The sequence below is a fragment of the Paenibacillus sp. FSL R5-0345 genome (genome assembly GCF_000758585.1).
GTDB lineage: Bacteria > Bacillota > Bacilli > Paenibacillales > Paenibacillaceae > Paenibacillus_AQ.
Map to the genome: position 1 here is coordinate 3,368,553 of NZ_CP009281.1, position 24,815 is coordinate 3,393,367.

A 24,815-nucleotide genomic window follows, 5' to 3' on the forward strand; every position below is an offset into this window, starting at 1 on the left:
ACTTAGGATAGGTTATTATCCAATAAAATTTCCAATTGTTTTTCCATAACGTCAGGTGGATAAGGCATTTGGTTTGTAAACCACCATTCCACGATCCCTACATACGCTGGTGCAATAAACTGAAGAATAACGTCTTCGTATAACCCCTGTTTTTTCCCCTCTGACATCTCCCATTCACTCTTGATATCCTCGATGACAAACTCAAGAAACCGACTCCGAAAGAAGGGAGCTCCTTTACTAGATAACATCGCTGAAAAAAATAAATAATTATGTTCGAAATATTCAAACCAGGTCAACTTACGATGTGCTGAGCTTATTTCCGATTCTGAACTGCAGGATTCTCTAAGTTCATTGATATGATCCTCAATTAACTTATCTAATAAATCATATTTATCCTCGTAATGCAGATAGATTGTTCTTCGACTAACATCCGCTCTGTCAGAAATATCTTTTAGCGTTATAGCATCGAATTTTTTTTCAGACATCAGTTCAGTCATTGCTTTTTTTATGGCTGCCTGAGATTTAAGAATTCTTCTATCAACCTTTGTCACGTAGAGTCACCAAACTTTCTTGCAGATAATAAACAGATCAAAGCAATGTGTGAATTATTACACGGATCACGGATATTTGCTAATTGAAGAAACTTAACTCATCAATAATAATACACATGAGAGTAATAATTCACCAGCGTTTACTTTCGAGCATAAAAAATATATATAGGTAAGGGTTAATATGGCAAAACAAAATCATTTGTATTTACTTATTCTAGTTATAGGAGTCTTCGGCATCCTAACAACTGAAATGGGGGTAATAGGAATGTTACCTCAAATAGCAGATAACTATCATGTTTCAGTGTCCAAAGCAGGGTTGTTAGTTAGTCTCTTTGCACTTGCTGTTTCGATTGCTGGTCCTACGATGCCGTTATTATTCTCAAGTTTAAACCGGAAAAAAGTCATGTTGCTTGTACTTGGTATTTTTATTCTTGGGAATATCATTTCCATTTTCACATCAAACTTTAATGTGCTGTTAATTGCTCGTGTGATTCCAGCCTTTTTTCATCCAGTTTATTGTTCGTAGCTGCTACTTCAGTCAGTAAGGAAGAAGCTCCAAAAGCTGTTTCTAAAGTCATGTTCGGCGTGACAGGAGGTATGGTTCTTGGTGTACCCATCACTAATTATATTGCTAGTCAAAGTTCTGTAGATATGGCGATGTTATTCTTTACAATCGTAAACGCCCTAGTATTCATAGCGACGTTATTATTTGTACCCTCTATGCCAGTGAAGGAAAGGCTTTCATACGGATCTCAAATAAGCGTATTAAAAAAGCCGATGGTTTGGTTAGCCATTATTGCGGTCGTACTTATTGGATCAGCAACAGCTAGTGTTAATAGTTACATCGCAGAGTATCTGGAGACCTTTACACATATTTCAGGGAAGACGTTAAGCTTAGTGTTATTGTTATATGGTTTAGCCAGCTTGGTCGGAAACTTTGCAGGGGGAAGATTACTCTTTAAAAATGCGATAAGAACAGTCATAACATTTCCAATTATATTAGGAATCATTTATCTATTATCATTAGTAACGGGTTCGTCCACAGGACCTATGATCATTAAAGTTTTGTTATGGGGTTTGTTCTATGCAATAGGTAATCTGATATCTGATCAGTCAATACTGGATTACATCCGCAGTTCCAGAGGCCCCTGATTTTGCTAATGGGTTGTTCCTATCCTGTGGGAACTTAGGAATAACCATAGGTACAGCAGTGGGCGGATTATTTATATCAGGAATGGGTACACAGTACATCGTTATAGGAGGAGCGTTATTTTTGGCATTGAGTTTATTCACGATTTTTCTGAGAATTTACTTTTTTAATCCTGCTAAGCAGTAGTTAAGACAGCCATTAGAACAAGAAAAATGAATCGAGTCCATAGACCCGATGCATTATTTTATAATTGTTCATAAAGCTTCTCATCAACGGGTTTATATCCTGGGGCAATAGCTAATTTCCCGATAGGTGGGTTGTTCATCTGCCACTCCTTTTGCAGAAGGAAGAAACAATCTTTTTCAAAATGAAGTATTAAATTCAATCGCTGAAAAACATCAGAAATCCGTTGCTCAAGTAGTTTTACGTTGGTTAACCCAAAGAGGCGTGATTGCCATTCCAAAATCTACTAATAAAAGACGAATCATCGAAAACTTTAATATTTTTGACTTCAAATTAAACCAAGAAGATTTGGAAAGAATAGCTGCGTTAGATACGAAACAGAGTGTATTCTTTTCGCATAACGACCCCAAATCGTAGAAGAGCTTGCTAAACATAAATTTTGATATTTAATGCTCATATAGCACGTCAAGGGATGTTCCAAAAGCCATGAAAAGGCTGCTGGGGCACCCTTTTTTTGACCTAATCTAACCCCTTGCGATATGAAGTTGTTTTGATACAGTGATGTCTTATTATTGAAATAAGCTTTGAATGACTAAATCGTCACCTTCTGTGTCACTGGAAAGTCACTTTGGAGAGCTATACTGATTCCATCGACATATGGAAGGAATTGTGAAGTGATTATGGGAGTTAAATTGCGCAAAATTCTTGTTATTGGAACTATTTTGTATACGCTTTTGATCATATATTTTTTGTTTCTTGCTTTCAATAGAGTAGAGCATGCAACAAGCCAGTATGGATACACGTTTATGTTGATTCCAGAAAATGTTCCACTTCGTTTTCCCAATCTCACTGACCTATCCTTTTCTTGGATATATAACTTTGGGAACATCGCTGCCTTTATTCCTTTTGGTGTATTATTTCCCTTGTTGTATCGTACTCATTTTAAAAAGTTTATTTGTTTGTTTATCTTAACGATTTTTGTGTTGGAGACTCTTCAAGCTTTAACTTTTTTAGGTTCCTTTGATGTAGATGATGTCATTTCCAATACGTTAGGAGCAATGATCGGATTTTGCGCCTATAAGATAGGATTTATTTCAAAAATCACTTGGAAATCACTTATTAATTCGGCTTTAACTGTTGTTGTTCTATTGATTGGAATCATGGGAATCTCTGAGATCATTGATGTAACTCTAGAGAAAAGTGAAAGACCTATACAGGGATTACAAACACTGAAACAACTTACTGGAAGTATGCCCATCACGCATGATCTTCCCAGCTTCACTATTGCAGGTGAAAAAATCACACCAAAATTGAACTTGTATAACAGTGAGGGGAAAGAAATTAAAGAATACAAATACACTTTGGATGATAAAAAAGAGGTGTTGCTATATTACAACTTCGGTTTCCCTGATCATGTTGATTCTAATAGTGAACTCATTATTGCAGTTGATGGTAACGTAATGCTTCAATCGACTGAACAATATAGTCCACAAGCTGAGCTTATAAATACAGCGTTAGTTACCGTAAGCGAAATAACCATTACCCTCAAAGGGAATGTGAAGCTATGGGATGTAGGATTCAGTGAAATGAAACACTGGTGGGAATGAGGAGTTAACCCTTCGTTAATTTTATTAACGGAGGGTTTGTTTTGCTGATCAACTCATATACATATTCCGGTATACAGCAGGGGTGAGGTTTTCGAACCGTTTGAATGTTTTAATAAAATAACCAGTATCACAAAATCCTAAATCATCGCTCACTTGATTAATAGGTGCGTCTGTGGTTTCCAGCAACTGCTTGGCCCATTCAATTTTGAGCCTAGCAACGAAGAGGGAGAAGTTCTCACCTGTTTCTTTTGTAAATATGCGACTGAAATAACTAGGGCTGATATGACAAAGCTTGGCCATTTCTTTTAGGCTGAAATTTTCATTTTTGTGCGCATAGATGTAATCGAACGCAGGCTGAAGCACTGAATTTGTAGAGACGAACCTTTGAGCCCCATTTTTCAATTTGGTCTCGATGAGCGCCCCTGACAGTTCTTGCTGGATAGATTGGATTTTGCGATACGCACGGTCTGTCTCGTCAAAAGTTTCTACTGAAGCAGTTGTGTCAATATTTGAGGTCAGCACTCTTTTGTACAAATCAACTGTGGTACGTTTCTGAATGGCTTCTTCTACGATATAGGTGCTCAACTGAAGCAGCAGATCAACGCACTTCGTTACTTCATCATAGGATAAGACAGGGAGTGCATCATAATCCTCTTTGAGCGAATTAAACTTCTTGTTCGCCTCAACATTAGGTGGCCTAGATACAATCTGCTCCAGATGTGACACGTCAGGTTCACGAAGCTTAAGCTGTCCGGCCATAATTGCACCTAAATATTGATCGTCAATAATAATTGGAATGGCAATATCGATAATGTTGAAATGGCATAAGTAAATATAAGGCTTGTTCTGGCGAACAGCTTCAATGCCGGCACGAGCATCACATTTTTGACAGTACTGAGAGAGGTTAGAATCCTGACGCACGCCTTGACAGAAAGGCTGACAGAAGCTGTGCTTAGTCACAGGAACACCTTTATAATCAACAGTAAGGATGGCCATTTTAGTAACAAGTGATAAGGAGTCCTGCAATTTCTCCCATTTCTTCAAATCAATAATTTCTTCTAAATTAAAGCGAGATTTGGGCATCATGATATTCTCCTAGGAAAGTTATAGAAACATAATGAACATTATAGCGAATTTATGCACAAAAGGACAAGATAATACAATTTCTAAAAGAGTGGACAAAAAAACATGATAAGAAAACGCTTTATTTAGACCTTATTGTTTCATGCATATCGAAATTGAGCAATCTATAATAATAACTATATACAACCTAGGAGGAATGAAAATGAGAAGAGCGTTTATCAGTCCGACGAAATATGTGCAAGGTGAGAATGAACTTTTGAATTTAGGTTATTTTGTAAAAACCTTCGGTGATTCTGCACTGCTCATTGCACATCCAGATGATGTTACACGTGTGAAAGATAAATTGGAATCCACTAAACAGAAATTTAATATAACGCTTGTTGAAAGCGGCTTCCATGGGGAATGCTCTAGACAAGAGGTTGCAAGATTGCAGGCTCTAGCCAAGGAACATCAATGTGCATGTACGATTGGTTTGGGTGGAGGTAAGGCGATCGATACAGCAAAATGCGTAGCAGAGGGAGAAGCGCTGATTATCGTTCCGACAATAGCAGCAACCGATGCACCCACAAGCCACTCTGCAGTACTCTATACCCCAGAAGGCGAATTCGATGATTATGCTTATTTCAAGCAAAGTCCAAGTGTAGTCATGATCGATACAACAGTCATTGCCAAAGCGCCAACAAGATTTCTTGTTGCTGGGATGGGAGATGCACTGTCCACTTATTTCGAAGCAAGAGCTACCGCGAATTCTTACTCCAATGTGAATGCGGGATTACCTTGCGGGGTTCGTGAAGGTGTTTGTGGGGAAGCTAAAGGAACAATAACAGCGCTAGGTCTTGCTAGACTGTGCTATGACACTTTGCTTGAAAATGGATTCAAGGCAAAGCAGGCCTGCGATTTGAATATTGTAACACCAGCCTTAGAGAATATCATTGAAACGAATATTTTATTATCGGGACTGGGCTTTGAAAGTGGAGGTTTGGCAGCGATTCATGCGATTCATAATGGTTTAACAGCATTAGAGGGTACGCATCATTATTATCATGGTGAGAAGGTAGCCTTCAGTACAATTGCTCAATTGGTGCTTGAAAATGCGGACCGTACGGAATTAAGAGAAGTATTGGACTTCTGTCTGTCGATTGGTCTTCCAGTGTGCTTAGAAGATATCGGAGTAGAGCATGTAACTTACGAAGAACTTCTTGAGGTTGCTAAAAAAGCTTGTATTGCTGAGGAATCCATTCATTCTATGCCGTTCCCAATTACGGAGGAGGCGGTAGCATCGGCGATTATGGCTGCTGACCAACTAGGCCGTCAATATAAACTAAGTAAGGAGCTTTAAGATGAAGAAAATTATGAACAAGCCGGAAACGCTAGTCCGGGAGATGTGCAACGGACTTGTCTTAGCGCATCCTGAGCTGGATTTCAACGATAAATTTAAAGTGATTTCTAAAAAAGAGATCAATGCCGATAAAGTTACGCTTATTAGCGGTGGTGGAAGCGGGCATGAACCAGCCCATGCCGGGTTTGTAGGTAATGGTATGCTGGATGCAGCCGTGTGCGGTGATGTGTTTGCTTCTCCGTCTCAGATTCAGGTCTATCAAGCGATCCGCCGTTCTGCGAGCCAAAAGGGTACATTGCTGATTATCAAGAACTACAGCGGTGACATCATGAACTTTAAAAATGCGGCTCATCTCGCAAGTGAAGATGGTATACAAGTGGAATATGTCAAAGTAGACGATGACATTGCTGTTGAAGACAGCCTGTATACTGTAGGGAAACGAGGGGTTGCCGGAACCGTTCTCGTTCATAAAATAGCTGGGGCTGCAGCAGAAGCAGGACTGTCCTTGACGGAAGTGAAAGAAGCGGCGCAACATGCGATTGACCATGTTCGCACCATAGGCTTCGCCTTTACATCTTGCACCGTTCCTGCCAAAGGAACTCCGACGTTTCATATCGAAGAGGATGAGATGGAATACGGTGTAGGAATTCACGGTGAACCTGGAATTCGCAGAGAAAAAGCCGTGTCAGCGGATGAACTGGCGCAGCGAATGGTTACGTCCTTGCTGAGCAACTTGCAGATGAACGATGAGTCACAGCATGAAGTTGCTGTTCTAATCAATGGATTTGGTGGAACACCACTGCAAGAGCTTTATTTATTGAATAATTCTGTGATCCGTGAATTGACGGCCAAGAATAAGAAAGTGTTTAAAGTATTTGTCGGTAACTATATGACTAGCATCGATATGGCCGGCGCATCAGTGTCGATTATGAAGCTGGATGAGACGCTGAAGAAATGGTTGTCTGCTCCGTGTGATACACCGGCATTGTCGGTTAAAGGTTCATTTGAGCCCGTGAATTATACCGAGATCATCAAGGAAGAGAAAGCAGACAGCACGGTTTCTTTCAAGAATAATACGAATGCTGAAGCTGCGGTAATTAAGAACAACCAGTTCTCCTTGCAAAATATTGTTTATTTGATTGATCAAATGAGTGAGGTCATTATTGAGAATGAGGTGCCTTTCTGTGAGCTAGATGCCCATGCCGGAGATGGTGATTTTGGGATGAGCGTAGCCAAGGGCTTTAAGCAGTTGAAAGTAGAATGGGAAGATATTTTAGCTCATCATCTCAGCAATATCGGTGATTTCCTTGATGCTTGTTCTTTGATCATTATGGAGCATTGTGGTGGAGCATCTGGACCGATCTGGGGATCGGGCTTCCGTGCAGCGAGCAAGACTGCGCAGCAAAAGCAGGAGTTGTCCATCCAGGATTTTGCCAATATGATGCAAGCTGTAGTTAAAGGGATTCAGGATACGGGTGAAAGATCCTTCGGGAGAGGTGCTGTCGTTGGCGACAAGACATTAATTGATGCGCTTGTACCTTTTGCGGATGCCTGGACACAAAGCGCAGAACATGGTGATGATATTAAAATGGCAGCAATCAAAGCTGCGGAAGCCGCAGTTCTCGGTGCCCAGAAGACTTCGGACGTCGTTGCCCGTATGGGAAGAGCAGGTACGGTGGGGGAACGCAGCATTGGGTATCCGGATGCGGGAGCCTACGCGCTTGGTGTTATATTCACAGAGCTGGCAAAAGCAATGAGATAAGTACGAGAACGCACCAAGCAATTGAAGAGGATCAAAAACAGCAACAGTCATTGACTGCTGCTGTTTTTATTTATATGCTTATTTTCTTAACTTACCTGGTAATGGGATATGCCTAATCGACTCAACTGGATGGTAGAGTAACATCCATGGACCTGAGAAACGCATAACTTCTTTAATTCTTTGCCGATACTCCTGTTTGTAACAATGGATAGGGCACTTTGCACATGCTGTTTTGTCTTCCCCGAATTGGCAGAGAGATAATCTTTTTGTTGCATATTCATTTAAGCCCTGACATTCCTCGCATAACCCTTTTTGATAATGTTTTTTCTTACAATATATACGAATCATTTTTTCAACAATTTCTTTTTCTTTTCGAATTTTCGGACCATCATTTAACTGCCTTTTTGTTTGTGCTGCCATGTTAATACGAATCCTTTCAATGTTATAAAAATGTATTCTACGATAACTATATCATTAGATTTTTAAAGGGAGCGGGTACTTATTTAACATTTCTATGGCATTTGCTATGAAAATAAGTTAAGAAACTTGTCGATGAATGAGGTAGAATCTTTTAGTGAAGTGAGGGTGGAAAGTATGAGTAATATAAATACTGATCGATACATTGCACAATTAACAGGTAGTGATGAACTATGGGAACCTTTGTGGGGACTTAAAACCAAATTAACGGAAACAGAATCCTATTTATTAAATTCATTCCCGGTACGCAGACTGCATTTTATTCATCATAGCGGATGCAGCTACATCAATACACAACATGTCGCCACCCGGTTACAGCACACCCTTGGAGTGTTTTCTTTAGTTGCCTATTATTGTCCGGATTGGTATGAACTAAGGATTGCTGCGCTATTACACGATATTGGACATAGCCCCTTCAGCCATGTTTTAGAACAGATAGAGGGTATTGATCACCATAAAAGAACAAATGAGTTGCTATATTCCCCTGAGATAAGTGATATCCTTACAAAAGATAATTTTGAACCCAGTGTGATATTAGATTTAATTGAGGGTAATACAATAAGTCCCCTGCGAAATAAAGATAATAAGATCCATTTGGATCATCTGGATTCATGGGTGAGGAGTGCACAAATTACGGGGCTTCTACAATCACCGGCTCAGCTTTTACCTAAATTAGAATTAGAGGGCAACTATATTTCGACGGATGTTGATACTGCTGAGTTATTAATACAATTTATTATTTCTGAAGCAAAGTTTCATTGTTCGGAAGTTAATATCGGGCCGAATGTTATTCTAAAGCATTTAGTTTCTAAACTAATCGATCATAACGTTGTAGCTGTCGAAGCTATCAGTGAGATGACGGATTCCAGACTAGAGACTTTATTATTAAGCTGTGAACAGACTAAAGAAGAGGCTAATCGCTTGTTTTACCATTCACAAGAAATAAAGGTCAGTCGTAAAGCAGAAAACGATGGTTCCAATCAATACAGTTTTGTTCTGAATAAACTATATTTATCCGAACCCGTCATCAAAAATGGAGTGGTCTTAGTTAATTCATTAACTTCATATCCGATGCTCGAGCGATTAAGTTCGTTTTTGGGTACATACCTTATTAGTTGGAATGACTAAATGATTGTGAGTTGATGTTCTTTATGGCCACTTTAAAATATCTATAGTATGCTTCAACATACGATTTAAGCGATTTCTCCGTTCCGTTATTAAATCTGTGTTCTTTAACGTATCATGGATGGGAATGACCTCAGAAATTTGTTTACCGCCTTTTGTTATCCTTCGATCGACGCAAGTTGGAATGTAATTTATGTCCGTTATACTCGTGTTACCATTATTGTCCTTTTTGATGGTAAGCGTAAGAATGATTCCGCTTTGTGTAAATGGATTATTCTTAAGCTTAGTCGAAACAAAATTACCTAGGGAATAACTAACGAATTTCTTTTTCCCCTGAACGGATATCGGTTGCAGCACATGTGGGTGAGATCCCAAAACGATGTTTGCACCATTTTTAAGAAAGAGGCTTGCCAGTTGCTTTTGCCTCTTATTAGGTGTGTACTGATATTCTTTTCCAAAATGCATATAAAGTAAGACCAGATCGACTTTCTTTTTTAAATCTCGAATTTCTCTAAGTATTTTATTGGTTTCTATCCGATTGACTAACCATGGCTGTTGAATAGGTACAGGGATTCTATTGGTTCCTGCAGTGTAAGAGAGGATTCCAATTGTAATCCCACTAACGTTTTTGATTAGCATACGTTTTGATTCTTGTACGGATCTTGATGTACCGGTATGATCGATTCCACTACGGTCTAATACTCGTAATGTCCGAATCAGACCCGAGGCACCATAATCCATACAGTGATTGTTCGCTGTTACTAATACATCAAATCCAGCTTCTTTTAGCGCCGGTGCTAATTCATCCGGGCACTTGAATGTTGGACCGCCAGATCGTAGACTTTTTCGACATTCTCGTCCGTTTCCTGGAAAGGTGGTCTCGAGATTACCGATGGTTAGATCCGCCTGTCTTAGATAAGGAGTTACTTTTGCGAACAGGGGAGTGAACGAATAGGTTCCGTCCGATTGTTTAGCATCAGAAATAATGTAACGCTTGACCATAAGGTCTCCTACAGCAGCTATTTGTATTTCGGTCATCTGTATCCACCTTTTTTCGTTTTCATATAGAATATGGAAGAAAGGTGTTATGGGTTATTTTTTTGGCAAAATGGACATCAAGTAATATACACTAATTTTTTGAAAAGAAGAGGGAAGCTTTATGCAAAGGATTCAAGATTCTAAAATGTACTTTATATTTATTCACATCTTTCTGTTGATTTTATTGTGTACCTCCATGTATGCCTATTCTCCGTGGATTCGTACGAAAGTGAAGGAAATTCTTGAGCCAGCGGACAAAGTATATACCATTGCTCACCGTGGCGCTTCAGGATATGCGCCTGAGAATACTATACCTGCATTTGAACTTGCCATGAATATGGGGACCGATTATATCGAGTTAGACATACAGTTAACTAAGGATCGTGTTCCTGTAGTTATTCACGATGAAACGATTAATCGCACGACGAATGGAACGGGTTATGTTAAAAATTTCACCTTGGAGGAGCTTTCGAAATTAGACGCCGGCTCATGGTTTAACGAACAGTATCCCATGTTTGCTAGGGATCAATATGCTGGATTACGTATTCCGACTTTAGAAGAGGTATTTGAAACGTTTGGAAAAGATGTGGACTATATGATTGAAATTAAAGAACCCGCTTTGAATCCGAACATCGAAACCATCTTAAACGAACAAATTGAAAAATATAATCTGTCAGATCATGTTTCCGTACATTCATTTAGTGAGACGAGTTTACGTAGATTGCATTCCATTAACCCAGAGATTCCTCTTTATCAAATTGTTTGGTATAATATTCCGGTTTATAAAATACCAGAATCTTATATTAACCGAGTAAAAACGTATGCAGTTGGCATAAGTCCTAACTTTCAAAGAATAAATTCATCCTATGTTGCACAGGTGAAAAATGCTGGGCTAAAGGTATTTCCATATACAGTGAATTATCAAGTCAATATGGACAAAGCCGTGATTTGGGGCGTAGACGGGGTACATACCAATTTTCCTGACCGTTTTAACGAAGTGATTAAGAATAATAAGAAATAAGGAAACCCTAATTCATCTATCGGGAATTCATATTCCAAATACATCGATTTCGGAAACAGGAAACCATATTTTTGAATCCACATCTTTAAAAAACACTTGAATAGTATAGGTGCCTTTTGTATTAAAGGAATAAGTAAACTCGTTGGTTTTGAACCAGAAGTTTTCTTCACTTTTCTTAATTTGTTGATTATCTATGGTTTCTGTTTTATCCGTAGGATCGGTGATCGTAAGTTTTATATCTGATATTTCTGTCTTCAAATGATCCACTTGTAATAAAGTTGAAAATGCAAAGCGGGCAGGACTTTTTACCTTACCAAAGATCTCTCCATTGTTATCAAGCAATACCATATTCACATTTGGCTTGTAGATTCGAACCTTTTTACTTGTTTCGTCCAAAGTAATTAAAGCAAACAAATTTTTAGAAAGCTGTTCAGCAGGCAAGAGGATATCTCCCTCGGATAATATTGCTGCCTGTTTTTGAATCGCGTTATTGAAATAGAATGAAACTTCGGATTGGTTTGATGCGGCATAAATCATTGTTCCCGGTAAAATCATTATGCAAAGTACTAATACAGTCAGTTTTACTATTTTTCTCAATGATTTCCCCTCCTATAGAGCTTTATGTTAATTATACCCATAAGATGGAAGATAGTTTCTCTTGTGGTATGGATCTATAAGAAGGGACCAATTGCAATCTTCTGTGAGCAGAGAAAATGTGAGAATAGGGGCAAACATGCTAACTAGAACCCTCTCACCTTGCTAGGGGTTACTTTTCTATGCTTTTTGAAGGTTCGGCTGAAATAGTAGATGTCGCTGAAGCCAGAAGTGGTAGCGATTTCAGAAATTGTTAACTGGGTATGCCTTAGCAAATAATCTGCACGATCTAAACGGATAGCGTTTATATATTCCGATATCGTATGCCCGGTTAATTCCTTGAAGAGACGACTGAAATGGAAGCGGCTTAACCCTGTTAGTGCCGCAAGTTCGTCAACTTGAATCGGTTCCTGGTAATGGGTATCGATATAACGTAATACAGGTGCGAAGCGTTCGACGGTTTTACTGCGTCTTTCTTGCTCAGCCTGTGAGAGTACGGTGACGATATGTCTGCGCAATAGCAGCGTTAGCAGACGGTATAGCTCCGACTTGACGGCCAGCTCATACCCAAATTCGCGAAGTTCCAGTTCTCGAATAATCGCCAGTACACAGTCTGTAATGTTCTGATCCCCCCGAATATGGTTACGTAACAGCAGCTGGTTCTGCTGAATGGGGGCGATGAACTTGGTCTCGGCAGCGTCGCTTACCGCACTATGCAGCAAAGAAGTATCTGCAATAATCGCATAATACAATAAATCAGAAGAAGCGCTAACTCCATAATGCAGCTCATTGCTGTTCACGGCAATTAAGTCACCAGCCCTGACCTTGATCGGTGTCCGTCCGCATTCAAATACTGCCTCACCGCTTTCAATAAATAGAAATTCCAGATGCTCATGCCAATGATGTGAGAACAGTACAACTCCCTCTTGGTTGAAGCGCTGAGTATGTACTTTAATCGGAAACTCGGGATCTGGCATGTCCATGGATTCTTGTAGATGTTTATCATAGTCGAGCATATATGGACTACACCTCCTATAGCACAATTGTACAAATGAAACCGCAAGGCTCTGCATGGTGTTTAGGGTTGAAATCATTATAATACGAATCATACCCAATGCAAAATAAAGGAGCGAGTGTGGATGAATATACTCAAAATCGGTGTAATAGGTACGGGCTCTATCTCCGCTATGCACTTAAGTGCTTATCGGGATAATCCGCAGACGACCTTATATGCGGTTTGTGACCTGAATGAAGAGCGTGCACGTGCAGTTGCTACTGAGTATAACGTCGAAAAAGTATACACAGATTACCATGAATTGCTGGCTAATTCCGAAATAGATGCAGTCAGTATCTGCACATGGAACAACTCTCATGCTGAGATCAGCATTGCGGCCCTTGAGGCAGGCAAGCATGTGCTTGTAGAAAAACCGCTTTGTCGCACGGTCGAAGAAGCACTTCAGGTTCAGAAGGCAGTGGAAAAGAGCGGAAAGATTTTGCAAGTAGGCTTTGTAAGACGCTATGACTCTAATGCCCAACTACTTCAGACATTGGTGGAACAAGGAGAATTCGGCGAAATCTACTATGCGAAGGCTACGACGTTCCGGAGACTTGGCAATCCCGGCGGCTGGTTCAGTGATATTGAACGCTCCGGCGGCGGACCTCTGATCGATATCGGCGTCCATGTGATCGATCTATGCTGGTATTTGATGGGCCGTCCGAACCCAGTATCAGTAAGTGCCAATACCTACCGGAAGCTCGGCAATCGTTCTAATATCAAGAATCTTTCTTTTTATAAAGCCGCTGATTACGACGCAGCGAACAATACGGTTGAAGATTTGGCAAATGCACTGATTCGTTTTGAGAATGGAGCTTCGCTGATGGTCGATGTCAGCTTTACACTGCATGCCAAAGAGGACGAGCGCTCGGTGCGCCTATACGGTGAGAAGGGCGGATTTGAAATTGATCCTGAGATAGTCCTTGTCAAAGAACTGTCGGATACGATTGTCAATACCTATCCGCAGACCGATCATAAGGGGTTTGAGTTCAACAGTGCATTCCAGAATGAGATTAATCATTTTGCGAGCAACATCATCAACAGCTCTACACCGATTAGTCCTGTACAGGACGGCGTTACAATCATGAAGATTCTCGGCGCGATTTATGAATCCGCTGCCAAAGGCGAAGAGGTGAAACTATGAAGCTAGGAATCAGTACCTACAGTTTGCATTCAGCTTTTTCAACGGGTGAGCTCACGCTTGAAGGAGTCATTGAGACGATCGCCGATCTGGGCGCGGAGCATGCGGAGATTGTACCCTTGGGCATTAATTTGGTTGAGAATTCTGAGCTAATTGATCTGATTGTACGAACGGCAGCAGGTCGTGGACTAGAGTTGTCTAATTATGCTATCGGGGCGAACTTTACCGGGCTGGAGACAGCTGAAAGACAGCGGGAAGTGGAACGGGTAAAGCGGGAAGTAGATGTCTGTGCGGCATTAGGTATTAAGAAGATGCGGCATGATGTAGCTTCCTCAGAAGATCTGTCAATTACGCACTTTTTGGAAGAGCTTCCACGTTTGGCTGAAGCCTGCCGAGAAATTGCTGATTATGCCGCAGGTTTGGGCATTACGACCAGCGTGGAGAATCATGGATACTTTATTCAGCACAGCGATCGTGTACAGGCGTTGGTTCACGCAGTAGGAAGAGATAACTTCCGTACAACGCTCGACATTGGTAATTTCCTGTGCGCAGATGAGAATCCGCTTATTGCTGTGACTAACAATATTAAGCTTGCTTCGATGGTACATTTCAAAGATTTCTATATTCGTCCACAAGATCGCCAGCTTGGCGAAGGTTGGTTCCAGTCCTCCGGTGGGAACTGGTTGAGGGGGGCCATCGTTGGTCAAGGAGACATCGATATGCCGAGTGTCATTCGAACCGTTAAGGAAAGCGGTTACGACGGATATATCTCTGTAGAATTCGAGGGAATGGAAGAGTGCCGCAAGGGAACAAGACTTGGGTTGGAATACATCAAGCGGGTTTGGAACCAAATCTAATTCATTTTAAGGAGGATTATTGCCATGGTTAAACCAATTATCACTAACAAAATCGGTGTTATCGTAGACAGTTTTCAGGTTGGAGTAAAAGAGGGATTGCGCAAGGCAAAAGAAGCAGGGGCTGATGGAGTTCAGATTTATGCGGTGCAAGGTGAATTTGATCCCGCTAACCTATCTCCGTCAGCCCGCCTTGAATGGAAGGAATACATCGCTTCACTGGGTCTCGAAATTTCTGCCCTCGTTGGAGATTTAGGCGGACATGGATTTCAGGACCCTGCACAGAACCGAGCCAAAATCGAAAAGTCCAAACGCATTATGGAGCTGGCCAAGGAGCTAGGTACAGATATAGTTACTACACATATCGGTATTGTTCCCTCGGACCACACCAGTAAAATTTATGAAACCATGCATATCGCTTGTGAGGAACTAAGCAGATACGCGCATGAGATGAATTCTTACTTTGCGATTGAGACTGGGCCAGAACCCGCTGCGCGTCTGAAGACGTTCCTCGACGGTTTGGGTTCCAAAGGGGTTTCTGTTAATTTTGACCCGGCCAACATGGTGATGGTGACTGGTGATGATCCCGTGCAAGGTGTTCATACACTAAAAGACTACATTGTACACACCCATGCTAAAGATGGTCTCAAACTTGCCGATATCGATCCGCGCGATGTTTACGGTCAATATGGTTATGAAGCACCCGCATTAGACCATGAGAAGATGGCTGAAATGGCCGAGACCGGCTCGGCGTTCCGTGAAGTTCCACTTGGAGCAGGTTCTGTTGACTGGAACAACTATCTGCAAGCGCTGAATGACATCGGTTATACAGGATTCCTGACCATAGAACGGGAAGTTGGCACTAATCCAGAGGAAGATATCCGCCAGGCTGTCAATTTTTTAAAGGGCTTTCGGGTCTGAATGTGGTAGTAATAAAGATTAAATCGTTCATCCAACCTTTGGGATAAAAGAGAAGCTGCCTTACAGGAGAACAGGCCTGTACGGTGGCTTTTTAAGTATCTGATCCAATTGCTACAGGCTAGGTTTGATCTAGATAATACTTTTTAATAGGTGATAAATTTCATTTTTTGCAACTTTATCCTCTATTTGGCGTTAAAGAAGAGAGAATACGAAGGGGGAGCCTATATGAAAAGGATAAATCTACTAGCCCTTTTAGCAGTCATTTCAGTAATCATTGTTGGATGTATAAATACAGGGAATAAGGATAAAGCGAATCAAATGCTGATCGATATAAGCTCTGTTCATTCCATAACAATCCTGAGCGATAGCGGTGAATCGATGACCCTAACGGACAGCAAGTTAATAAAACAATTCAAAGCTATACATACTGCTGAGTATGACAGCGCCAAGCTTGATATTGCAGCACCTGATTATGAAGCTATTGTTGAAATGAAAAATAAAGAAAACGAAAAGTTCTCATTCTGGATTAAGGGCGAGAATCAAGGTCTTTTCACCAAATCAGGACAAAATGGACATTACAAATTGCCGGAAACAGAAAAAGCAGTATTGCTTCACTTATTTCAAACAAATGATCAACAAACAGAAACCGATAATCTAAAAATCGATGAGGACATAAAGCGAATTACAATAGCGAACTCTCTAGCACATGGTTCTGTGAATGCTAACATAAAGGAAGAATACATAGATCATGAAACCATAGAAATTTTCGTCCGAGCCATCCGTAACGCTGTACAAATACCAGGGATTTTAAATACCGCAACTCCTAACTACGATATTGTTCTGATTTCAGATAATCATAAATATGCCTTTCATTTATGGATTAACGAATCAAGTGAGCAAGGCATGTTAATGAATGTGAACGAAACGAGCACAGGTTACAGCCTTACTAAGGAATCAACTGCCGAGTTAAAAAAGATTACGTTCATGGCTTCAACATTTAAGGGGCTGGAGTTTAATGCAGTACGGAGCTCTAATGGAGATCTGGTGGCTAAACCAATAGGCATATCCGAAAATAACTATATATTAAACGGTGGAGCAGTAGTTGAACTGCAGGGAATCACATATCACACCATTCATTTTTTCTATGGCGACCACAACGCAGTCAATGCTTTGCTAGCCCATGATCCTGCTACGGATGAGGTTAAGGTGAATTGGAGTGATGAGCTGAACGATTCCAATAATCGTTGGAACAATGCCTTTATGAACAACTATAATATGCTAATCCCGTTGGACGAGGATCATCTATTATTTCTGGAATCGGATCTGACGAAAGAAGCTGGGAAATATCATTTGTCCTCATATAATGTTATTACAGGAACAATCGAACGACTTCGGGAAGACTTTTGGCCGCTTTCTGATGATTATGATTACATTTATAAATTTCAATGGAAAGCTGATGAGCAAAAATTGTTTATGCAGAGTTACCTCGGTAATGTATGGATCTTTGATTTGAAGAAAGGAAAGGACGATGTCCATCTTCTGAAATATCGCGTAATCCCTCATTCAACGACTGGGGCGCCATCCCTATTTCTTTCACCAACCTTTAAGAGATTTGTACATGATGATGAGAGCGGGCAATTAACCTTTTATGATGATAATGGAGCTTCGCTACGTACTGTACCGTTACCACAAGAGCAATATATACCTTCTGAGAAAATAAAGTGGAACCCGGCGGGCACGATTGCTTGGATGGATACAGCAGAGATCAACCAAAACCGAATCCATGACATCGATATCGATTATTTGAAAATAGCTCCACAAAAAATTATTTTTTATAATCAGGATGGACTTCCTATCAGCTTTATTAAGACTGATAGCGACCAAGAAGATGCAGCGGTTGAAGTTGTAGGATGGATGGACGCTAATGTAGCAGTGATAAAATCCTATTCAGTAGAACTTTTGTACAAGGATACTATAGGGCTGAAGGTTAAGAATGTTTCTTATTATCTCTATGATGTAAAAAAGAAGCAGAGGGGTGTCAGCTATTCATCAATTCCCTCCAGTGCAACCGTTACTACAGATCAACGAATGGATGATGCCGATAATGAGGGGAATATCACTGTAAGTTCTAAAGAAATCACCTACAAAAAAGGAAAATAAAAAAGCCTCGGGAAGCTTCCCGAAGCTTTTTTATTATTTCAAGACATATTAATCTTCGTCATTGATAAGCTGCAAGTGAAAAGCGTTTCGAAGGAAACGCAGGCACGCAATGAGTCAGTATGAACTCAAAGTCTATATTTATCCTGCTGTAGTACGAACTAAAGGTAGTAGGTCTAGTTGGAAACCCTGTACCAGGGTTTCGCCGTTCATAAGATCGGTCTCATACGCCCGTTTGAAGCCTAAGCGATAGTAGAGCTTGATTGCTGAAGCCATCATTTCTGAGGTATGCAGATTTAAAGTGGCGGCACCCAACTCGCGGGATCTCTTTGCAGCTTCGTGAATCAGATGGGTCGCAACGCCGAGGCCTCGTGCTGAGGGGGATACGGCAAGCAGGCGCAGGATAGGGGAGTGAATGCCTAGCTCTGGCTTACCGTATGCCGTTTCCGAGGAAGAGAACAATAGTGCGCTACCAACGATTTGCTCATTGAGCTCAGCAATGATTCGCACAATTGGGGCATCTCCATGGACTGAATCAAGAAGCGATTTCCGGTATTCCAGCCATAATGGTTCGGGCATGATCTTTGAATATTGGTGGTAAGCGTGGAGTATCACTTCAGCGATGGCATCACGATCATGATTCTCAGCTTCACGGATAATAATCTTTTGTGACATATTCTCGCGATCCCCTTTCAATTAAATGTATAGTTCATACGAATGGAGTCATTATATACGATAATTCCGAGTTATATAAGTGGTATTTTATAATTTTGATAAATGAATAGAAAAGCTTTATATGAAATAAACATAACAGTCGATTACAAAGGGATTCGATAACGCTTCTTCAGTTCAAACTTTGAACTTATGTATTTATTATGCGTCGGATTTTTTAAAATCCGATTATTTTACACGGAATTTAATTTGACAAAAAATGGGGGCGTGAATAAGATATAAACAAAATCTATAGGAAAGCAACGCTATATTTCATTGTTTTTTGATCGGAATAGTAAATTTAACAGAAATTTAGGGGGAATAGGGATGAACATTGAAAATATTGAGGCTTTTGTCTACATCAACCATTATGGAAGCTTCAATAAAGCGGCCGAAGTCCTATATATTTCTCAGCCGACAGTTACGGCACGGATTCAATCGCTCGAAAGGGAATTGGATTGCAGAGTGTTTGATCGGTTGGGTAAGCAGATTAGCCTAACGGATAAAGGGAAGCAATTTCTTCCCTATGCCCAGCAGATTCTCCAGATCTATCAGAACGGTAAACATCAGGTTCAGGCCAAGGGGCATATTCCGAATGAGCTGAGGATTGGCAGTACTGTCTCGGTGTCCAATTATCTAATGCCCCATCTAATGCTTCATTTGAAGCGTAAGTATCCGCATATCACGATCAAGCTGATGACAGCTTCTACGGAAGTGTTAATTGATAAACTGAAATCCAAAGAGCTAGATCTGGCTTTTATTCGGAAGGTCGTAAATCCAGCCATTCAAGCCTTTCCTTTCTGCGAAGACCCCATTTCGCTGTATGTAGAGAAGGGGCATCGCTTAGCAAATGCACAACGTACATCGCTGGAAGATATTCGCCAGGAGACGTTAGTCTTTTTTGAATGTGGGTCTTTGGATTGGATGCGGCTACATCGTGTATTTGAGAGCATGGAACAGCCGCCGAAGATTGATTATCAGGTGGATAACCTGGAGACGGCCAAGAAGCTGGTGTTGAAAAAAGCAGGCATATGTTTTCTTCCGGCACTCAGTGTACAAGAAGAGGTATCGGCAGGGACGTTAGTACGGGTGGATATTGCGGAGACGGAAGGCATCTCCTTACGAACCAGCCTGATTTCACTTAATGGTGAGAACACTGAATTCATAGAAACTCTACTTGAACTCGGGATTGGTAAAATGGGAGATCGACTAATTGTATAGATGTATTAAAAAACTCTATTAGCGCATCGGCACATGCAGTGATAAAGTTAATTGCATATAATCACGACTATTTCGATAGGAATTATAAATTTAATTCGAAAGGATGGAGAGCTTGCGATGAGTGAGACATACAGGCTGGCAGAACTGAAAGATGCGGAGAATTTGCTAGAGGTTACATACCGTGCTTATGAGCTGATTCGTGAGCTCGGGCTGCATTGGCCGGCGGCTACAGCTGACTTGGCACTTATTGAAGACAATATTGCTACGAATGAGTGTTATGTGCTTGAAGTTGATGGAACGATCGTTGCAACGATAACCCTCTCAAAAGAAGAAGAGATTAAGAAGATTAGCCCACTTCCTTTTATTAAATGGTTTGCTGCTCATCCGGATTTCAGTAACAGAGGTTATGGTGGAAAGCTTCTGGATTGGGTGGAAGAGCACATTATTGCTGGACAATTGGGTTCGGCTGCGGTCACGCTGGCAACGGCGAAGAAGCACCCATGGTTAGTTCAAATGTATGAACGCCGGGGGTATGAACGGTTTCTGGAGCTGGACCAGCAGAATGGTGACGGCATTATGTATCTGATGAAAAAAACACTTATAGATAAACCACAATTCATTCAAAGGGGATAGAACAATGAAAAAGTCCATTTCACTAGTAATTGCATCGTTATTGACACTGGCGATTGCCGGTTGCGGAAACAGCAGCACGAACAGCAGTAAGAACAGAAATGTGTCTGATGCCACAACACCAGCTAATGCTTCGGAAAAGGCAACTAAAATCATCGTAGGTACGGGTACTGCTTTTCCGAAAGTCTGCTTCATAGATGAGAACGGCAAGCTTACAGGCTTCGATGTAGAACTGCTCAAAGAAATCGATAAGCAGCTGCCAGAATATGAATTTGAGTTTCAAACCATGGATTTCAGTAATTTGCTGCTGAGTCTGGAAACTAAAAAAATCGACCTTGTCGCCCATGTCATGGAGAAAAATCCAGAGAGGGAATTGAAATATTCTTTTAACAAAGAAGCCTATGCCCACTGGAGAAACCGCATCGTAGTGGCGAAAGATAATGATTCGATCCAATCACTCGATGATCTTAAAGGAAAAAAGGTGTTAGTCGGTGCGACAAGCGCACAAGCGCAAATTCTGGAGAACTACAATAAAGAGCATGACAATGCAATTAATATCGTGTATCAGAACGGTGCAGCGAATGATACCGTCGCACAGATTAGTACTGGGCGTGTGGACGCTACGCTAGCTGCAGATTTTGTCCTGCCGATCATTGATCCGCAGAGTCAGCTAAAAGCTTCGGGCGACGAGCTGTCCTCCGCAGACATCCTCTATGTTTTCCGTAAGGATGATGCCGATTCACAAAAGCTGTCAGATGCGATTGACAGTGCGATTAAAGAGCTGAAGACAAACGGAACACTGGGTAAGCTGAGCACGGAATGGCTGGGTGCGGATGTTACAGCGGATTCGGTTAAATGATTGAACCGGTGAGCACGGGAAGGGAGGGAATATATGGGCGCACAGTTTGATATCAGTTTTGTATTTTCGTTTTTGCCTAAGTTACTAGGGACTTTAAGCACCACGCTTCTGATTGTCGCCTGTTCTCTACTGACAGGAATTATTGTCGGCTTTCTCGTAGCTCTGCCAAGACTTTATAAAGTGCCTGTGTTAAAGACCCTCTCCGAAATCTATATTTCTTTTTTTCGGGGAACTCCGATTCTTATCCAGCTCTTCTTGTTTTATTATGGTTTGCCTGAAATCATGAAGCTGGTCCATGTGGATATGACCCGAACTCCAGTACTTGTCTTTGTGATTCTGACCTACGGTCTGCATACGGGAGCATACATGTCCGAAATGATTAGGGCTTCTGTGATGGCGGTGGATAAGGGGCAGGTGGAGGCTGCATATGCTGCGGGGATGACTGGGTTTCAAGCTTTTACACGAATCGTGCTGCCCCAAGCGCTAGGTATAGCAGTTCCGGTATTCTCCAATCTAGTAATTGCACTACTGAAAGATACGTCATTAGCTTTTACCCTCGGGGTGATGGAAATGTCAGGTAAAGCTCAGACGCTTGGCAGTCTAACACAGCATTTTATTGAAACGTATATCGCGCTTGCGCTTATCTATCTGGTCATCAGCTTTACGATTGAGAAGCTGCTGCTTGTAGCAGAGCACCATCTGCTGAGGCATGAGAAACAGAATACACCGGAGAAAAATTTGTTCAAAATCAACAAAAGCTGGTCCTACCGTCGCATTATTGCAGAATTAGGAACGGGCAAAGGAGGCACCGGATTATGAAACTAGACCCATCGTTTATATGGACCGCTCTGGTGCAAATTCTGAGTGCAATTCCTACGACCTTATATATCACCTGTGTCTCTGTGTTAATTGGTTTTGTGATTGGCGTGGCTGTAGCCTTAATCCGGCTATACAGAGTTCCACTGCTCTACCCCTTGGCAGTTGGTTATGTAACTTTCATCCGAGGGACACCGATGCTGACGCATCTGCTGCTTATATATTTTGGGCTTCCTGTACTGATTGATGGTCTGGCGGCGCATTTCGGCTGGAGCTTTAGGTCGGTTTCGATTCCGATGATAGGTTTTGCATATATTTCGTTCTCGATTACAGCTGGAGCTTATATGTCAGAGGTCGTCCGTTCCGGTCTGCTCGCTGTGGATCGTGGTCAGCTAGAAGCGGCCCACTCTATCGGTATGACTACGCCCCAATCACTGAAGCGGATTGTTTTTCCTCAAGCGCTGGCGGCAAGTCTGCCTAATCTTTCGAATTCAGTAATCGGTATGCTGCACGGATCTACCCTAGCTTTTACCGTTTCGGTGGTGGATATCAATGCTAAAGCACAGATAGTGGCTTCGACGAACTGGAAGTTTTTTGAGGCTTATTTAGCGGCAGCGCTGATCTTCTGGGCACTAACGTTTCTGATCGAACGCGTGACGTCGGTCATTGAGAGAAGGATCAATCTGTACAATCGAGGTGGAGTAGCATGATCAAACTTGCACAAATTTCGAAGTCATTCGGTCGGAATCAGGTGTTAAACAATATAGATTTAACGGTGACGAAGGGAGAGGTTGTCGTCATTCTCGGTCCCAGTGGCTCAGGCAAAACGACTCTCTTACGCTGCGTGAATTATCTGGAGAAGCCAAGTAGCGGAGAGATCGCTATCGGCGATTTCAAAGTAGACTGCAAACATGCTCGTAAAAAGGAGATTCATCAGCTTAGGCAAAAAACGGCAATGGTATTTCAGCAGTACAATTTATTCCGTCATAAAACCGCGCTGGAGAACGTGATGGAAGGGCTGCTAATTGTCAAAAAGCTTCCGAAGGACGAAGCGAGAAAGCGGAGTATAGCGCTGCTTGAAAAGGTTGGTCTTGCCAGCAAGCTGGACGCCTACCCGAGTCAGCTGTCCGGGGGTCAGCAGCAGCGTGTAGGGATTGCTCGAGCCTTGGCGCTTGAGCCAGAGGTTATATTGTTCGACGAACCAACATCGGCGCTGGACCCTGAGTTAGTGGGTGAGGTGCTGGCTGTTATCCGAAAAATTGCCAAGGAAGGTATAACAATGATTGTAGTCACCCATGAAATGGGGTTTGCTCGTGATGTGGCAAATCATGTGGTTTTTATGGACGGAGGCGTCATTGTTGAAGAAGGAACGCCGACAGAGTTGTTTAATCATCCGCGCGAAGAAAGAACGAAGCAGTTCCTAAAGCGGATCACACCTGAATTTAACTATTCCATATAGGAGGAAAAACAATGGCTATTACAATCAGCGTACTCGATCAAAGTCCGATCTATCCGGGAGAAACGCCGGAGGAAGCATTCCAGCATACCATTAAGCTGGCACAACTGTCCGAGGAGCTTGGATTTCAACGATTCTGGGTTTCCGAGCATCATGACTCCGAGCAGGTAGCTGGTTCTTCCCCTGAAGTCCTCATCTCACATCTGTTGGCCAAAACAGAGCGCATTCGCATTGGATCAGGTGGCATTATGCTCCAGCATTACAGCCCGTATAAAGTGGCGGAGAACTTTAATGTACTAGCTACGCTGGCTCCTGGCCGAGTGGATCTTGGTGTGGGACGTGCTCCCGGCGGTCTCCCGCGCAGCACTCAGGCACTTCAGCAAGGAAGAGCTGAATCCCCTAGCCTAACGGACAAAATCATCGAGCTGGAGAAGTATGTACATAACCGGCTTGAAGAAAACCATCCGCTGGCAGGGTTGAAGGCAGGTCCCCTTCCTGGTACTCCGCCTGAGCTATATGTGCTTGGCGCGAGTGTAGGCAGTGCAGAGATTGCTGCTGAACTTGGATTACCTTATGTGTTCTCCTTATTTATAAATAGCGATAAGACAGTAGCGCTAGATGCTATTCGTTCTTACCGCAGCGGTTTTGTTTCTTCACAGGGCAGACAACCGCAAGCAATTATCGCTTTAGCACTAGTGGTGGCTGATACTGAAGAGGAAGCGAAAGAACTGGCAGGTGCGCATAAGTTGATTCGGATTCAGCTGGCAAGCGGAAAGAAGCTAACTGTTGGAACCCGGGAACAGGCGGAGGAGTTTGCCCGCCAGAGCAATGAAGCATACACGATTGAAGAGTTGGAACCAGAGATTACCAAAGGAACAAAGAACTCTGTACGTGAACAACTGTTGGCACTTTCAGAGGCATCCGGTGTTGAGGAGTTCATCATAATTACGAATGTGCAGCCTTTTGACAAACGGCTCCGCTCCTTTGAGCTACTGAGCGAAGCAATCGCTGAAGTGCCGGCAGAGGCATAAGCCGGCGGATCAGGATCACACGGGAAATCGTTTA

At 41.9% G+C, this 24,815-nt stretch carries 23 protein-coding genes and 2 pseudogenes; 18 read left to right on the forward strand and 7 right to left on the reverse strand.

Annotated features, from left to right (window positions below; translation table 11 throughout):
- Positions 1-2 precede the first annotated feature (2 nt).
- A complete protein-coding gene (locus R50345_RS14860; protein WP_042127763.1) occupies positions 3-551 on the reverse strand; it encodes a TetR/AcrR family transcriptional regulator in 549 nt (182 codons plus the stop codon).
- A 250-nt stretch (positions 552-801) separates the two neighbouring features.
- On the opposite strand from R50345_RS14860, the pseudogene R50345_RS14865 reads away from it, so the two are divergent.
- The 3 genes and pseudogenes from R50345_RS14865 to R50345_RS14870 all read left to right on the forward strand — a co-directional run bounded on the left by R50345_RS14865 (position 802) and on the right by R50345_RS14870 (position 3,491).
- A pseudogene (locus R50345_RS14865) lies at positions 802-1,703 on the forward strand (MFS transporter).
- 331 nt (positions 1,704-2,034) lie between these two features.
- Positions 2,035-2,301, forward strand: a pseudogene (locus R50345_RS30815) (aldo/keto reductase); the annotation flags it as partial.
- A 263-nt stretch (positions 2,302-2,564) separates the two neighbouring features.
- Complete coding sequence (locus R50345_RS14870) at positions 2,565-3,491, forward strand: VanZ family protein (RefSeq protein ID WP_042132191.1); 927 nt, start codon at positions 2,565-2,567, stop codon at positions 3,489-3,491.
- 48 nt (positions 3,492-3,539) lie between these two features.
- On the opposite strand, the gene R50345_RS14875 is transcribed toward R50345_RS14870, so the two are convergent.
- A complete protein-coding gene (locus tag R50345_RS14875; protein ID WP_042127766.1) occupies positions 3,540-4,574 on the reverse strand; it encodes a PocR ligand-binding domain-containing protein in 1,035 nt (344 codons plus the stop codon).
- 202 nt (positions 4,575-4,776) lie between these two features.
- On the opposite strand from R50345_RS14875, the gene R50345_RS14880 reads away from it, so the two are divergent.
- The gene (locus R50345_RS14880) at positions 4,777-5,913 is read left to right on the forward strand and encodes a glycerol dehydrogenase (RefSeq protein ID WP_042127767.1); all 1,137 of its coding nucleotides are present in this window, start codon (positions 4,777-4,779) and stop codon (positions 5,911-5,913) included.
- 1 nt (position 5,914) lies between these two features.
- The gene (gene dhaK, locus R50345_RS30820; protein WP_042127769.1) at positions 5,915-7,675 is read left to right on the forward strand and encodes a dihydroxyacetone kinase subunit DhaK; all 1,761 of its coding nucleotides are present in this window, start codon (positions 5,915-5,917) and stop codon (positions 7,673-7,675) included.
- Positions 7,676-7,753: 78 nt separating this feature from the next.
- Here the strand turns inward: dhaK and R50345_RS14890 are convergent, their stop codons facing one another.
- Positions 7,754-8,095: a nitrous oxide-stimulated promoter family protein gene (locus tag R50345_RS14890; protein ID WP_042127771.1), complete on the reverse strand. Its 342-nt coding sequence runs from the start codon at positions 8,093-8,095 to the stop codon at positions 7,754-7,756.
- Between the two features lie 132 nt (positions 8,096-8,227).
- On the opposite strand from R50345_RS14890, the gene R50345_RS14895 reads away from it, so the two are divergent.
- Entirely contained in the window at positions 8,228-9,280 is a 1,053-nt protein-coding gene (locus tag R50345_RS14895) for an HD domain-containing protein (protein ID WP_042127774.1), read from the forward strand.
- A gap of 21 nt (positions 9,281-9,301) precedes the next feature.
- On the opposite strand, the gene R50345_RS14900 is transcribed toward R50345_RS14895, so the two are convergent.
- A complete protein-coding gene (locus tag R50345_RS14900; protein WP_042127775.1) occupies positions 9,302-10,315 on the reverse strand; it encodes a CapA family protein in 1,014 nt (337 codons plus the stop codon).
- Positions 10,316-10,436: 121 nt separating this feature from the next.
- Between R50345_RS14900 and R50345_RS14905 the strand changes: the two genes are divergently transcribed.
- A complete protein-coding gene (locus R50345_RS14905; RefSeq protein ID WP_052414606.1) occupies positions 10,437-11,336 on the forward strand; it encodes a glycerophosphodiester phosphodiesterase in 900 nt (299 codons plus the stop codon).
- Positions 11,337-11,363: 27 nt separating this feature from the next.
- Here the strand turns inward: R50345_RS14905 and R50345_RS14910 are convergent, their stop codons facing one another.
- Positions 11,364-11,933 carry a hypothetical protein gene (locus R50345_RS14910; protein WP_042127777.1) on the reverse strand — a complete coding sequence of 190 codons (570 nt, stop codon included), beginning with the start codon at positions 11,931-11,933 and terminating at the stop codon, positions 11,364-11,366.
- Between the two features lie 143 nt (positions 11,934-12,076).
- A complete protein-coding gene (locus tag R50345_RS14915) occupies positions 12,077-12,946 on the reverse strand; it encodes an AraC family transcriptional regulator (RefSeq protein WP_042127779.1) in 870 nt (289 codons plus the stop codon).
- A 123-nt stretch (positions 12,947-13,069) separates the two neighbouring features.
- Here R50345_RS14915 and R50345_RS14920 point away from each other — a divergent pair, with 123 nt between their 5' ends.
- From R50345_RS14920 to R50345_RS14935, 4 genes are all read left to right on the forward strand, one after another.
- Positions 13,070-14,128: a Gfo/Idh/MocA family protein gene (locus R50345_RS14920; protein ID WP_042127781.1), complete on the forward strand. Its 1,059-nt coding sequence runs from the start codon at positions 13,070-13,072 to the stop codon at positions 14,126-14,128.
- The gene (locus tag R50345_RS14925) at positions 14,125-14,982 is read left to right on the forward strand and encodes a sugar phosphate isomerase/epimerase family protein (RefSeq protein ID WP_042127782.1); all 858 of its coding nucleotides are present in this window, start codon (positions 14,125-14,127) and stop codon (positions 14,980-14,982) included. The genes R50345_RS14920 and R50345_RS14925 overlap by 4 nt, the downstream gene beginning before the upstream one ends.
- A gap of 24 nt (positions 14,983-15,006) precedes the next feature.
- On the forward strand, positions 15,007-15,900 hold the full coding sequence (locus tag R50345_RS14930) for a sugar phosphate isomerase/epimerase family protein (protein WP_042127784.1): 894 nt from the start codon (positions 15,007-15,009) through the stop codon (positions 15,898-15,900).
- 225 nt (positions 15,901-16,125) lie between these two features.
- Positions 16,126-18,060: a YhfM domain-containing protein gene (locus R50345_RS14935; protein ID WP_042127786.1), complete on the forward strand. Its 1,935-nt coding sequence runs from the start codon at positions 16,126-16,128 to the stop codon at positions 18,058-18,060.
- A gap of 138 nt (positions 18,061-18,198) precedes the next feature.
- Here the strand turns inward: R50345_RS14935 and R50345_RS14940 are convergent, their stop codons facing one another.
- The gene (locus tag R50345_RS14940; RefSeq protein ID WP_042127788.1) at positions 18,199-18,732 is read right to left on the reverse strand and encodes a GNAT family N-acetyltransferase; all 534 of its coding nucleotides are present in this window, start codon (positions 18,730-18,732) and stop codon (positions 18,199-18,201) included.
- A gap of 363 nt (positions 18,733-19,095) precedes the next feature.
- Here R50345_RS14940 and R50345_RS14945 point away from each other — a divergent pair, with 363 nt between their 5' ends.
- The 7 genes from R50345_RS14945 (at position 19,096) to R50345_RS14975 (ending at position 24,781) form a co-directional block, all read left to right on the forward strand.
- Positions 19,096-19,989 carry a LysR family transcriptional regulator gene (locus R50345_RS14945; RefSeq protein ID WP_042127790.1) on the forward strand — a complete coding sequence of 298 codons (894 nt, stop codon included), beginning with the start codon at positions 19,096-19,098 and terminating at the stop codon, positions 19,987-19,989.
- A gap of 117 nt (positions 19,990-20,106) precedes the next feature.
- Entirely contained in the window at positions 20,107-20,622 is a 516-nt protein-coding gene (locus R50345_RS14950; protein WP_042127792.1) for a GNAT family N-acetyltransferase, read from the forward strand.
- A 4-nt stretch (positions 20,623-20,626) separates the two neighbouring features.
- Positions 20,627-21,478: a transporter substrate-binding domain-containing protein gene (locus R50345_RS14955; RefSeq protein WP_042127794.1), complete on the forward strand. Its 852-nt coding sequence runs from the start codon at positions 20,627-20,629 to the stop codon at positions 21,476-21,478.
- Positions 21,479-21,511: 33 nt separating this feature from the next.
- Entirely contained in the window at positions 21,512-22,297 is a 786-nt protein-coding gene (locus tag R50345_RS14960; protein WP_042127796.1) for an amino acid ABC transporter permease, read from the forward strand.
- Positions 22,294-23,004: an amino acid ABC transporter permease gene (locus tag R50345_RS14965; protein WP_042127798.1), complete on the forward strand. Its 711-nt coding sequence runs from the start codon at positions 22,294-22,296 to the stop codon at positions 23,002-23,004. Before R50345_RS14960 ends, R50345_RS14965 begins: the two co-directional genes overlap by 4 nt.
- Positions 23,001-23,753 carry an amino acid ABC transporter ATP-binding protein gene (locus tag R50345_RS14970; protein ID WP_042127800.1) on the forward strand — a complete coding sequence of 251 codons (753 nt, stop codon included), beginning with the start codon at positions 23,001-23,003 and terminating at the stop codon, positions 23,751-23,753. Before R50345_RS14965 ends, R50345_RS14970 begins: the two co-directional genes overlap by 4 nt.
- A gap of 11 nt (positions 23,754-23,764) precedes the next feature.
- Positions 23,765-24,781 (forward strand): LLM class flavin-dependent oxidoreductase, encoded by a 1,017-nt coding sequence (locus R50345_RS14975; RefSeq protein ID WP_042127803.1) that lies wholly within the window; start codon positions 23,765-23,767, stop codon positions 24,779-24,781.
- Positions 24,782-24,815 lie beyond the last annotated feature (34 nt).